The sequence below is a fragment of the Rhizobium sp. N122 genome (assembly GCF_002211295.1).
GTDB lineage: Bacteria > Pseudomonadota > Alphaproteobacteria > Rhizobiales > Rhizobiaceae > Rhizobium.
The window spans coordinates 16,127-29,249 of the sequence record NZ_LOKU01000004.1 but is presented as its reverse complement, the minus strand read 5'-3'; the positions used below and the strand labels follow the sequence as shown (position 1 = coordinate 29,249).

Annotated in this window: 7 protein-coding genes; 2 read left to right on the top strand and 5 right to left on the bottom strand. The window is 63.4% G+C overall.

The genetic code is table 11. The features are described 5' to 3' along the window. Positions 1–88 precede the first annotated feature (88 nt). Together rocD and rocF are read right to left on the bottom strand one after the other, a co-directional pair. Entirely contained in the window at positions 89–1,288 is a 1,200-nt protein-coding gene (gene rocD, locus ATY75_RS04000; RefSeq protein ID WP_088936546.1) for an ornithine--oxo-acid transaminase, read from the bottom strand. 57 nt (positions 1,289–1,345) lie between these two features. Further along, entirely contained in the window at positions 1,346–2,281 is a 936-nt protein-coding gene (gene rocF / locus ATY75_RS03995; protein ID WP_088936545.1) for an arginase, read from the bottom strand. Between the two features lie 122 nt (positions 2,282–2,403). Here rocF and ATY75_RS03990 point away from each other — a divergent pair, with 122 nt between their 5' ends. Further along, positions 2,404–2,841 carry an Lrp/AsnC family transcriptional regulator gene (locus ATY75_RS03990; protein WP_190241311.1) on the top strand — a complete coding sequence of 146 codons (438 nt, stop codon included), beginning with the start codon at positions 2,404–2,406 and terminating at the stop codon, positions 2,839–2,841. A gap of 228 nt (positions 2,842–3,069) precedes the next feature. Here the strand turns inward: ATY75_RS03990 and ATY75_RS03985 are convergent, their stop codons facing one another. The 3 genes from ATY75_RS03985 to ATY75_RS03975 all read right to left on the bottom strand — a co-directional run bounded on the left by ATY75_RS03985 (position 3,070) and on the right by ATY75_RS03975 (position 11,581). Next, the gene (locus ATY75_RS03985) at positions 3,070–9,171 is read right to left on the bottom strand and encodes a translocation/assembly module TamB domain-containing protein (RefSeq protein ID WP_088936647.1); all 6,102 of its coding nucleotides are present in this window, start codon (positions 9,169–9,171) and stop codon (positions 3,070–3,072) included. A gap of 54 nt (positions 9,172–9,225) precedes the next feature. Further along, positions 9,226–11,154, bottom strand: a complete 1,929-nt coding sequence (locus ATY75_RS03980; RefSeq protein ID WP_190241310.1) for an autotransporter assembly complex family protein — start codon at positions 11,152–11,154, stop codon at positions 9,226–9,228. A 169-nt stretch (positions 11,155–11,323) separates the two neighbouring features. Beyond that, a complete protein-coding gene (locus ATY75_RS03975; protein ID WP_049733496.1) occupies positions 11,324–11,581 on the bottom strand; it encodes a YMGG-like glycine zipper-containing protein in 258 nt (85 codons plus the stop codon). 326 nt (positions 11,582–11,907) lie between these two features. Here ATY75_RS03975 and hemA point away from each other — a divergent pair, with 326 nt between their 5' ends. Then, the gene (gene hemA / locus ATY75_RS03970) at positions 11,908–13,122 is read left to right on the top strand and encodes a 5-aminolevulinate synthase (protein ID WP_088936645.1); all 1,215 of its coding nucleotides are present in this window, start codon (positions 11,908–11,910) and stop codon (positions 13,120–13,122) included. The last annotated feature ends 1 nt before the right edge of the window (position 13,123 follow it).

Sequence of the window (13,123 nt, the reverse complement as noted above, 5' to 3'; positions counted from 1 at the left end):
TTACGGTTAATGACGACATTAGCGGAAGAGTGTTGCCCAAATCTAAATCGGGAACCGGATTTGCGACGGTTTTCAGCCGCGATTTGCTTCAGCCTATCGTTTTTTCGATCTGCGAGACCGCCCAATCCACCTGCTCCCTCGTGATGACCAGTGGCGGAGCGAGGCGAATCGTATGGTCGTGCGTATCTTTGGCGAGCAGGCCGCGTTCCTTCAGCGCATGGCAATATTGCCGCGCGCCGCCGGCTTCGGGTTCCAATTCGACGGCCATCATCAGGCCGCGGCCGCGCACGTCCCGGACGATGTTCGACCGGATCGACCTAAGGCCTTCGAGAAAATAGTCGCCCATCTCGGCGGCGTTCTCGATCATGCCCTCTTCCGTCAGCACCTTCAGCGCGGTGCGCGCCACTGCGCAGGCGAGCGGGTTGCCGCCGAAGGTGGAGCCGTGCTGGCCGGGCTTCAGCACCCCCAGTACCTCGGAATTCGATAGCACGGCCGAGACCGGATAGAAGCCGCCGGACAGCGCCTTGCCGATCAGCGTCACATCGGCCTCGATGCCTTCATGCTCTTCGGCCAGCAGCTTGCCGGTGCGGCCGAGACCGGTCTGGATCTCGTCGAGGATGAGGGTGACGTTGTTATCAGTGCAAAGCTCGCGGATGCGGGTGAAATAGCCGGCCGGCGGGATGATGACGCCGGCTTCGCCTTGGATCGGCTCGATCAGCGCGGCGACCGTATTGCTGTTGATGGCCGCCTCGAAGGCTTCGGCATCGCCGAAGGGAATGGTTCGAAAGCCCGGCGTGTAGGGGCCGAAGCCTGTGCGGGCGTCGGGATCGGTGGAGAAACTGATGATGCTAAGCGTCCGGCCATGGAAATTATCGGCGCAGACGATGATCTCCGCCTTGCCTTCCGGCACGCCCTTGACCTCGTATCCCCATTTGCGCACCGCCTTGATGGCTGTCTCCACGGCCTCGGCGCCTGAGTTCATCGGCAGGATCTTGTGCGAGCCGGTGAGAGCCGCGAGCTCCTCATAGAGGTAGGCGAGCTGGTCGTTGCGAAAGGCGCGGGAGGTAAGCGTCAGCCTGCCCGCCTGCTCGACCATGGCGGCAAGGATCTTCGGATGGCAATGGCCCTGGTTGACGGCGGAATAGGCCGATAGGCAATCGAGATAACGATTGCCGTCGGTATCCCAGACATGAACGCCTTCGCCGCGCGTCAGCACCACGTCGAGCGGCTTGTAGTTGTGGGCGCCGAGCCGCTGTTCGGTGGCGATCAGTTTTTCCGAAGTGTTCATGGTTCTTCCCCTCTAGATCATGATGCCGACAAGTGAGTTCCAGGCGGCGCGTGCCGTCTATGCGGCGCGGGTTGGGCGATCGAAGATACGGCGGCCAAAGAGGCTTGCCGTCAGTTCCACCAGGACGCGGGCGCTCTTGCCGCGATCATCGAGAAACGGATTGAGTTCGACGAGATCGAGCGATGAAACGAGGCCGCTGTCGGACAGCATTTCCATCACCAGATGCGCCTCGCGGAAGGTCGCGCCGCCGGGCACCGTCGTGCCGACGCCGGGGGCAATGTCGGGATCGAGGAAATCGAGGTCGAGGCTGACATGCAGCAGGCCGTTGGCCTTGGCGACGGCCTCGAGGATCTCACGCATGATGGCGCCGATGCCCTGTTCGTCGATCGCCCGCATATCGAAGACGTTGACGCCATGCTCGTGGATTTCCTCGCGCTCACGCGCATCGACCGAACGGATGCCGACCTGAAAGACATGCTTCGGGTCGACGAAGGGACGGTCTTTCGGCAGGATTTCGGCGAACTCCGCCTCGCCGCAGAAGAAGGCGACCGGCATGCCGTGGATATTGCCGGAGGGCGAGGTGGCGGGAGAATTGAAATCGGCATGGGCATCGAGCCAGAGCACGAAAAGCGGCCGGCCCTTGCCGGCGGCATATCGGGCCATGCCGGAGACGCTGCCCATGGAAAGGCTGTGGTCACCGCCGAGTATCAGCGGGAAACGGCCGGAGGCGGCGACGTCGTAGACGCTGCTTTCGAGCGCACGGGTGAAGGCGCCGACGATTCTGAGATTATGAGCTTTCGGATGGTTCGGCAGGTCCATCGCCGGCACGATCCGGAGATCGCCGAGATCGGCAACGTCATGGCCGAGCTCGATCAGCGTCTGGTCGACGCCGGCGATGCGCAGCGCTGCCGGGCCCATGGCAGCGCCCCTGCGGCCGGAGCCTTCTTCCAGCGGCGCGCCGATGAGGGTGACAGATCGCGATTGGGCATTCATGCGAGGGCTCCGCGGTTAGGCCTGTTTTGGCCAATAGTGGGGTAAAGGCCTGGCGGCAAAAAGATGGAAAAGTGTCAGAAATGGATTATGATTGCGCAAATTGATAAACCTATTTTGACAAAGTGATCATCGTGGACGATCTCGATACCGAGCTTCTGAGTGCACTTCGCCACAATGCCCGGATTTCCGTCTCCTCGCTCGCGGCGATGACGGGCGCCTCACGGGCCACGGTTGCCGCCCGAATCGACCGGCTGGTCGCCGGCGGCACCATCGTCGGTTTCACCATCCGCACCGGTCATGAGACGCGGTCGGCCGGCGTGCGCGCCATCGTCATGATCGAGGTGCTCGGCAAACTCGCCGACAGGGTGGCCGATCAACTGCGCGGCCTGCCGCAGGTTCGCGCCCTTCACAGCACCAACGGCAAATGGGATTTCGTCGCCGAACTCGAGGATCGCGACCTTGCCGCCTTCGACGAAACGCTACGCCGCATCCGGCTGATCAACGGCATCAATTCGACCGAGAGCAATATTCTGCTGAAGACGAGCAAGATTGGCTTTTAAAGGCCTGCATGAAGTCCTCTCCCCAACCCCTCCCCACAAGGGGGAGGGGCTAAGCTGGCGCACCGTGTATGGCGCTAAGCAGCAACCTTCCCGCGGATGAAACAGTGAAGTGGAACAGGTCGGGCGCGGCATCTAAGCCTCTCCCCTTTGTGGGGAGGAGTTGGGGAGGGGAACTCCTCCGTACCGGACAGCCCTGGAAAACGCGTCTTTTTCTTGAATTAAGCCGGCTCAATATTCCCGTTCGTAGACGACGCCCGCTTCGCCGGCACCATTGCCACCGGCAGCACCGCGCAGCTTGACGCCGCGGCCGACGTCGAGGTTGATGATCGCCTTGGCGCCGGCTGCGCCGCCCTGCTGCAATTCGAAATAGGTGCGGTCGTTGAGATAGCGGCCGACGCTGACGCTCGTCTGGCCCTTGGAATCGGTGCTGATGTCGAGATCGTCGACGCCGAGCTGATTGCGAAGGCCTTCGAAAAGCGAGGTCGAGCGGTTGCCGGCCAGCTGGCTGACGGCGTCGGCGAGCTGGGCGATCTGCACCGGCGAGAGCTTCGACATTGATTGGCCGAAGATCAGTTGCGCCAGCACCTCGTCCTGCGGCAGCTGCGGCGAGGAGGAAAAGGTGATTGCCGGGTCGGTGGCGAGGCCCGCGACGTCGACGGTGAGCGTCGTCGAGCCGGAGGTTGAAGTGGCTTCCATATCGAGCGCCGGCGTCAGGTCGCCGGCAAATGTGATCCGGCTTTTGTCGGTGAAATCCAGGCGGCGGTTGAGAATGGTCAGGCGGCCGCGGCGCATGGTGAAGCCGCCGGTCACGATCGGCGCTGCCGCCGTTCCGCGGATCGTCACCTTGCCGCCGAGCTCGGCATCGATGCCGCGGCCGCGTGCGAAGATATGTGACGGTGCGTCGATTTCGAGATCAAGGCTGATCGTGGAGGATTTCTCGGAGGGTTTCCGCTCGCCGTCGTCGCGCAGCTGCGCAAGCACCGCCCGCGGCGCATTCTTGTGACGGATATCGATTTCCCTGAGTGAAGTCGGCAATTTTTCCGGGACGGTGATCGAGGTCTTGTCCAGGCGAAGCTTCCCGCTCAACGTCGAATTCATGATCGGACCGCGCAGGCCGAGCGTGCCGTTGACGGTGGAGACGACAAGCGTTCCATCGACATAGACCGCTTTGTCGAGCTTGATCGAAATATCGGCGGGAAAGCCGCCGGCCGGCTGGATGCCGATGGTGCCGCTTGCCGAAATCGTGCCGCCGCCGCCAAGATTGCCGCTGAGGCGCGAGATCACCGCCTGATTGCCGTTGAAGCTGATCGTCGCCGCGAGATTGTTGACGGCGAGATTGCGCCGGACGTCGACGAGTTTCGCGCCATTGGTCGCGACGGTGCCGGTGATGACCGGTGCCGCGGCCGTCCCGCCGATCTCCAGGTTGACGGTGGCGACGCCGTCGGCGACGAGGCCCTGCTGCGCCAGCGGCGCACCGAGCACGACGAAGGGCAGATTGCCGTTGAAGCGCATGTCGAGGGCGCGGTTGCCTGTGATCACGACGCTGCCGCCGCCCTTCAGCGACATGCCGGCGTCGCCGGCAAGGTTGGTATCGACCGTCAGCCGGTTGCCGGCAAGTTTGCCCGATGCGCCGATGGTGAACGGCGAAAGGCCGGCGCCCTTTGTCTGGCTCGTCGCGGCGTTCTTCCAGTCGACCTTAAAATCGACCGACGGCGCCGATAGTGCGCCGGTCGCCTTTGCGGTCGCCGTGACAGCGCCTTCGGCGCCAAGACCGGGCACAAAGCCGTTGGCGATGCCGGCCGGGACATTGGTGGCATTCGCCGTCACGTCGACCGCGCGGATCGAGGTGCCGGCGATCGAAAGATTGCCGGCCGCCTTCAGCGCAATGCCGCCGCTGCCGCTGAGGTCGGCATCGAAATCGAGCCGGTCACCGGCATATTTTCCCGTCGCCGCCAGCGCCAGGCGGGGGAGGCCGGCAGCCTTGGTGTGGCTGGTCGCGGCATCCTTCCAGTCGAGCTTGAAATCGACGATCGGCTTTTCAGGCGTTCCCGAGGTGACGGCATTGGCCGAAAGTGTGCCCTCGGCCCCGAGACCGGGAACGAAGGCATTGGCGATATTGGCCGGCAGCGCCGGAATATCGGCATTGACCGACAGGTCGCGGATAGCCGTTCCGGCGATGGTGACGCCGCCGGTGGCCTTGGCCAGCACCCCGTCCTTGCCGGCAAGGCTGGCATCGAAGTCGACCCTGTCATCGGCGTATTTGCCGGAGGCCGCGGCACTCAGGCCGGAAAGGCCGCTGCTCCTGGTCTGAGCGGTGGCGGCGTTCTTCCAGTCGAGCTTAAAATCGACGGCGGGTTTGGGCAGCGCGCCGGAGGCGGATGCCGTTCCCGATACCGTGCCCTCGGCGGCAAGGCCGGGCACGAAGCCGTTGGCCAGGGCTGCTGGCAGGCTGGCAAGATCGGCCTTGACGTCAAGCTTGCGGACCGAGGTGCCCGATGTGGCGACATTGCCCTTGGCTTTCAGTGAGAGGCCGTCCTTGCCGCCGAGATCGGCATCGAAATCGAGCCGGTTGTCGGCGAAATGGCCGGACGCGGCAAGCGCCAGTCCCGAGAGGCGAGCGCTTCTGGTTTGGCTGGTCGCGGCATCGGTCCAGGCAAGCTTGAAGTCGGCATTCGGTGCTGCGGGTGTGCCGGCGGCCGACAGGGTGCCCGATATCGTGCCGCCGGCCGCCAGATCCGGAACGAAGGCATTTGCAAGGTTCGCCGGAATCCTGGCGATCTCGGCATCGACCTTGATGGTTTCGACCGTCGTGCCGGCGAGGGCGACATTGCCGGTGCTCTTCAGCGACAGGCCTTCTTTGCCGCTGGCCGCTGCTTTGAAATCAAGCTTGTTGTCGGCAAATTTTCCGGATGCGGTCAGGCCGAGGGCGGCAAGGCCGGCACGCTTGGTGTGGCTGGTCGCGGCGTCTCTCCAAGCGAGGTCGAAATTGGCGGTCGGGGCGGCAAGCGAGCCTGCGGCCGAGACCGTGCCGGAGATTGCGCCTTCGGCGGCCAGATCGGCGACGAAGCTGTTTGCGATGCTTGCCGGGACATTGGTGAGCGTTGCATCGACCTTGACGTCGCCGATGGTCGTGCCGGTGACGGCGACATTGCCGTTTGCCTTCAGCGAGAGGCGGTCGGCGCCCGATATCGCCGTGTCGAAATCAAGTTTGCTGTCGGCGAATTTACCGGATGCCTTCACCGCGAGGTTTGCAAGGCCGGCGCGCTTGGTATGGCTGGTCCCAGCGCCCTTCCAATCGAGATCGAAATCGGCGACCGGTGCGGAAAGCGGTCCGGTGGCCGAGAGCTTGCCGGTGATCACGCCTTCGGCGGCAAGATCGGGAACGAAACCATTGGCGATGCGGGCGGGCAGATTGAGAATATCGGCGTCGATATCGAGCACCGGCGCGGTGGGATCGGTAAGCGCGACATTGCCGGCGACCTTGAGCGACAGGCCGTCAGCACCTGATATCGTCGTGTCGAAATTGAGCCTGTTGTCGGCGAATTTGCCGCCGGCGGCGATGCCGAGCGGCGCAATCCCCGCGCCCTTGGTCTGGCCTGTCGTCGCATCCTTCCAGTCGAGCTTGAAATCGGCGATCGGTGCGGCCGGCGTTCCGGTCACCGCGATCCTTCCGGAGATGGTGCCGCCGGCTGAAAGGTTCGGTACGAAACCATTGGCGAGTGCTGCCGGCAGCTCGCGGATATCGGCATCAAGTTTCAGCGTTTCGCCGGCTGAACCGGTGACGCTCACCGAGCCGGTGCCGGTTTTCAGCGTCAGCCCGCTCAAGCTGGCGGCGCCGCCGACGATTTTGACCTGCGTCGGGGCGGCAAGTTCGACCGGGATATTGCGGGGGCTTGCCGAGAAACGTTCGAGGTTCACGCCGATCGTGCCGTCTGTCGTCTGGATATTGCCGGCGGCCAGCACCGGATTGCCGTCATAGGCGGCATTGAGATCGAAATCGGTCTGGTTCTGCTGCCTGGCAAAACCGAGCGAAAGTCCGGCAAGCCTGTTCGCTCCCGCATTCACCTCGTCGGCCTTAACCGTGCCGTTTGCGGCAAGGGTGGAGAGGTCGCTGACCGTGACGTCGATATCCGGCTTGACGATCGCAAGCGTATCGCCGCGGATCGAGCCGCCGGTCGCACGCAGCTTGAGCGCGATTTTGCCGTTGTCGCTGCTGACGCCGAGCGAACCCTTGAGATCGCCCTCTGCTTTTTGTCCGCCGAGGGCCGAGAGTCCGCCGATATTGGGGAAATCGAAGGTCAGCGCGCCGGTTGGTTCCAGCGAGGGCGAGAATGCCAGATTGCCGGTCAGCCGGTTGCCCCCGATATCGGCGGTCAGCGCCGGAAGGATAATCCTGCCGTCCTGCGAATTGATGTCGCCGTTGACGGCGATCGGCTGGCCGTCGATCGTGCCGGTGGCGGCGATCCTGCCTTGCGGCGCCTTGGGATCGGCGACACCAGAGAGGTCAATATTGAGATTGCCGAGTGTGCGGCCGGCCATTTCAAGACTGGGGGCCTTGAGATTGGCCGTCACCGAGATCGCCGGCAGTTCGCCGCCCACTCTCAATGCATAACCCGCCCCGCCGCTGGCGCCGGTCATGAGTTTGCCGATGTCGGGCAGGCGGCCGGAGAGATCGGCATTCACCTTCGAGCCATCGAGTGCGACGTTGCCGGCGGCCTCAAGCGTGCCGGAGCTCAAGACGAGGTTGGACAGTGCGAATTTCGACGGGATGGTGCCGGCCAGCTGGCTTTCGAGCGAGATCGGTCCGTCGAACCTGCCCGAGACCGCAACCGGCAGGGCTGCCGGAGCGATGGTGAGCTTGACGTTGCCGGTCAGCGCCTGGTCTGCCAGCCGGTAGGAGCCGTTGAGGCCGCCGTTGATATTGGCGCTTTCGATGGTGGTGCCGTTGAAGCCGATGCTGCCAGGCGTGATCTGCAGCGGCGAGGCGATCGTGACCGGACCCTGGACGGCGCGATTGAGGTTCGGCTCCGCAAAACTCATGTCGCCGGCAACCAGGCGCAGCTGGACGCTGCCGGATCGAGCGGCGAGATTGAAGGCGTCGCTCTTTGCCGTCAGCTTGACATTGCCGATATCGGCCTGCGGCAGGGTTGCGGTATCAAGCGAGCCGCTGACATTCAGTCGGGCCGCCTGCGCATCGCCCGTCAGCGCCAGGTTGAGACCCGAAATCAGGAAGCGCGCTTCGCCTTCGGCGAGCGGCCAGCGGAAATCGACAGGCCCGGATGTGCCGAGCAGATTGGCATTCAGACTGTTGTTGCCGGCCGGATCGAGGGTGCCCGAGGCGGCGATGACGACGCTGCCGGTGGCGATATTGCCGGTCTGGATGTCGATCTTGCCGCGGTTGTCGAAGGTGGTGGCAAGGTCGATATTGGTCTGGCCTGAAAAAAGCGGCCGGAACGCTGCGGGAAGCAGCGAGCTCAGGTCGCCGCCGCCCTTGAGGTCGAGGTGGTGCAGTCCGTCCGCACTGATCTGATGCCGGGCCTCGATTGCGGCACGCTGCTGTCCGTCGAGAGCGGCCTGCACTTTGCCTCGCCAGTCGGATATCGGTCCCTGGCCGTCGAGATCGATGTTGACGGCGGGGCTGTCCGGCAGGCCGAGAAAGCCCGCCAGCAGCCCGCCTTTCGGTTCGGCAAGCTGCGCCTTCAGCTGCAGCCGGTTTTCGGCCGGCGCATAGGCGATGTCGGCGGTGAGCCGCGCATCCGGCACGGCGTGGCGGCTGACATTGACGATCGCCTCGCCGCCATCGCGGTTGGCCGACAGGCTGCCTTCGGCGGCGAGCGCGAAGGCGCGCCCGGCAAAGGGTTCGGCCAGTTTGATGTCGGGCAGCGCGACGTGGTCGATATCGACCTTGATCGGAAGGCTGAAGCCGCCGGAATTTTCCGCTCCGGGCCGTGAGGGCAGGGTGCGCACCGGCTTGCGCAGCACGTCGATCGCTTCGATTTCGAAACGTTGGGCGTGGAACGTTCCGGTCAGCAGCGCCAGCGGGTTCCAGTCGATGGCGATGCCGTGGATTTCGGCGAAGACGCCCCTGGTGTCGGAGATCGAGATTTCGGCGGCGCGAAGCCCGCCGGTCAAAAGACCCTGCGGTTCGCGCACCCTAATCGTCATGTCGCGGTTGGACAGCGTCGAGGCTATTTTTTCGGTGACGATGCGGGCGCCAAAGGCGGTGAAACCGAAGATCGCCAGTGCCAGGACGGCAAGAATCAACGTGACGCCCACGCCATAGGCGGTGAGCCGCAGGAACCAATTGACGATTTTTGCCAGCATTTGCATCGGCGCGGACACTACCCCGTTTTCACGATGGTTCAAAAATCGACATCGGCCATTCTAGAAGGATTGGCCGATGCCGGCGTAGATTCCATAATCTGTGCCACCTTCGTACTTGTTCAGCGGCATGGCAAAATCAAGCCGCAGCGGGCCGAAAGGTGTGGCATATCGTATTCCGGCACCCGCACCGGCGCGGATATCGGAAAAACCGGGAAAGGTGCTGTCCGATACAGTGCCGACATCGATGAATGGCACGATGCCGATCGTGTCGGTGATCTTGATGCGGGCCTCCAGCGACGTCGTGACGTAGGAGCGGCCGCCGGTGGGGTCGCCATTGTCGTTATAGGGCGAGATTTCCTGATAGCTGTATCCGCGCACCGAGCCGCCGCCGCCGGCAAAGAAGCGCTGTGTGGCGGGGATATTCTCGATGCCGCCACCGCCGATCAGCACGCCTGCGGAGACCTTGCCGGCCAGCACCAGGCGGTCCTCGGCGCCGAAGGGCAGATAGCCGGAAATCGAGCCCTGGAAGGCCGCATAGGGCGTGGCGTTGAAGATCTCGTAGCCGGGCTTGGCCGAAAATGTCGCGCGATAGCCTTCCGTCGGGTTGAACTTGTCGTCGCGGGCGTCGCGGTCATATTGCAGCGGCAGGGTGAAGGTCAGATAGTCGTTGGTGCCGAAGGCATCGTCGTCACGCTCCCAGCTGACCTCGCCGCTCGCCGAGACGGTGTCCCGGTCGGTCAGTTCGTAGGAGAGGCCGAGCGAGGCGGTGACGAGCGTCGCATTATAGGCATCCGGATTTTCGGTCTTGGCGACGATGCCGGCCTTCAGCGTGGCGGCGGGGAAGAAGGCGCCGGGCTTGGTGAAGAGGATCCCGGCGGAATAGTCGAGGCTGCCGACATCGGTGGTTTCGCCAAGCCGCGACACCGATCCTTCGATCCGCAGCGTCTCGGCTTCGCCGAACAGATTACGGTGGCCCCAATAGCCTTGAACCCCGAAGCCGTCGGTGGTGGAATATTGGGCGCCGACGCCGAAATAGCGCCGCTTGCCTTCGGACACCTCGATCGTCATCGGCAAAGTGCCGTCCGGCGCCAGCGCATCGGCTTCGTGAATGGTGACGCTCGAAAAGACGCCAAGGGCGCGAAGCCGCTCGCCGGCTTTCTTCAGCGCTTCCGGCGAATAGGCTTCGCCCTTGTCGAGCCGGGAATAACGCTGGATGAACCCCGCCTTGACGGTCTTTTCGCCGGTGACGCCGACATCGCCGATCGGGGCGACCGGGCCGCCCTCGGCCGCAAGGACGATATCGACGGTGTCGCTTCTGTGGTCGGCGACGACCTTGCGTTCGGTCAGCTTGGCAAACGGCCGGCCCTCGCTCTTCAGCTGCTCGACGATCTTGTCGCCGGCCTTGATGATGACAAGCGAGCCGGCCTCGGCGCTCGGGGCGAGATCGTAATCGGCGGGATTGTGGTTTGCGGCATCGCCGCCGAACTGGACCTCCCTGACCTTGAAGACCGGGCCGGGCGCAATGTCGACGGTGACGGGGACCGGCCCGGACCGGTCGAAGGTCGGATTGGGCGGCAGGTCGTCGATATTTTTGCCGTCGATGGTGATCGTCACCACGCCGCCGTAACGGGCCTTTTCATACAGGGTGGCGATCAGCCGCTCGCGATCGTCGCGCGCCTTGACGACGACGCCGAGATCGCCGGAGACCGGCTGCTTCTGGTCGCCCACCAGCCGCGAGCTGTTTTGCAGCGCTTCTTTCAGGTCGGGATCGGCGGTGTCGGCTTTGAGGTCGACGCTATAGCGCACCGGATCGGGCACCTGCTGCGTTTCGTCCGCGTCCTTGCCGAAGATGGTGATGCCGAAAAGCTTGAAGGCGTAAGCGTCGCCGATCAGGACCGGTGAGAACGCAGCTGCCGCTGCGACCACCATCATGGTGCCTGTTCGCCGATACGCAATACCTGTTTTCGGGCCTGTCCCTCTAATCCGCATACGCCGCTTTTGGTTCGGTCTACAATGAAGCTTCGTTGCCCAGCCGTGAACAGCTTAGCGGCAAAATCGCGCTGGGTGTACCATTTTAAATTGCCAGCGCACTATTTCAGCACAAAAAATCCCGGATGTGTGTCCGGGATTTCCTGATTTGGCCGGTGTGCAACCGCTCTCAGCGCGGGCAGGTGTCGATATAGCGGCGGCCATAGCGGTCGCGATAGTAGCACTGGCCGGGCTGTTCGGCGACGCTGCCGATGAGGGCGCCGGAGACACCCCCGATAGCGGCGCCGACCGCCGCGCCGCGAACATTGCCGGTGACCGCGCCGCCGATGACGGCGCCTGAGGCCGCGCCGATTCCGGCGCCCTGCTGGGTCGGCGTGCAGCTTGCGACCGACAGGCCGATCAATGCGAGTATGACAGCTTTTTTCATTTCTTTTCTCCTGGGTTGTCGCCCAATGGGCATAGGCCGTCCCTAGTCTTTTTTTGCCACGCTAGTGCGAAAACTATGTCGGAAGAAAGGGTTGTCCACTCTTGTGCCGATTTTTTTGCAATATGGACATGGTCGCCGCCGGACGGTTTTCACGAATTTCACGCGTCTCTGCCGCATCGATTCATTGATCCGCGCTTGCGTATTTTTTTATCTGGAATCATTCAAAAAACTGGGCCTTTTGCCGCAGTTGATGTTAAAGCAAAGGGTAAGCATTGACGCGCGGACGTCCGGTCGGCAAGAACGGCCGCGCGATACTGGAGCAGATGATGGATTTCGAAGCGTTTTTCAAAAACGAGCTGGACGGGCTTCATGCCGAGGGCCGTTACCGCGTTTTTGCCGATCTCGAGCGCCACCGCGGCAACTTTCCACGCGCGACGCGCCATACGGCCGATGGCGAAAAGGAAGTCACGGTCTGGTGCTCCAACGACTATCTCGGCATGGGCCAGAACCCGAAGGTGATCGAGGCAATGAAGGCCGCCATCGACCACTGTGGCGCGGGTGCGGGAGGCACCCGGAATATTTCTGGCACCAACCATCATCACGTCATGCTCGAGCGTGAACTGGCCGATCTGCACGCCAAGGAGGCGGCGCTGATCTTCACCTCCGGCTATGTCTCCAACTGGGCAGCCCTCGGCACGCTCGGCGCCAGGATTCCCGGCCTGATCATCTTCTCCGACGCGCTGAACCATGCCTCGATGATCGAGGGCATCCGTCATGCCAAATGCGGCAAGGTGATCTGGAAGCACAATGACGTCGCCGATCTCGAAGCCAAGCTTAAGGCCGCCGATCCGAAGGCGCCGAAGTTGATCGCCTTCGAGAGCGTCTATTCGATGGACGGCGACATCGCCCCGATCAAGGAAATCTGCGACCTCGCCGACAAATACGGCGCCATGACTTATCTCGACGAGGTGCATGCGGTCGGCATGTACGGCCCGCGCGGCGGCGGTATTGCCGAGCGCGAGGGGCTGATGGACCGGCTGACCGTCATCGAAGGCACGCTCGGCAAGGCCTTCGGGGTGATGGGCGGCTATATTGCCGCTTCGGCCGCGCTTTGCGATTTCATCCGTTCCTTTGCCTCCGGCTTCATCTTCACCACGGCGCTGCCGCCGGCGCTTGCCGCCGGCGCCGTCGCTTCGATCCAGCACCTGAAGGTCAGCCAGTTCGAGCGGGCCCGCCATCAGGACCGGGTGCGCAAGCTCAGGGCGCTGCTCGACCAGAACGGCATTCCGCATGTGCCCAATCCGAGCCATATCGTGCCGGTGCTGGTCGGCGATGCGGCCAAGTGCAAGTGGATCTCCGACCTGCTGCTCGACAATTGCGGCGTCTACGTCCAGCCGATCAACTATCCCACCGTGCCGAAGAAGACCGAGCGGCTGCGCATCACGCCGACGCCGCTGCATTCCGACGCCGATATCGCCCATCTCGTCGAGGCGCTGCATTCGCTCTGGTCGCGCTGCGCGCTGGCAAGGCACGTCGCCTGAT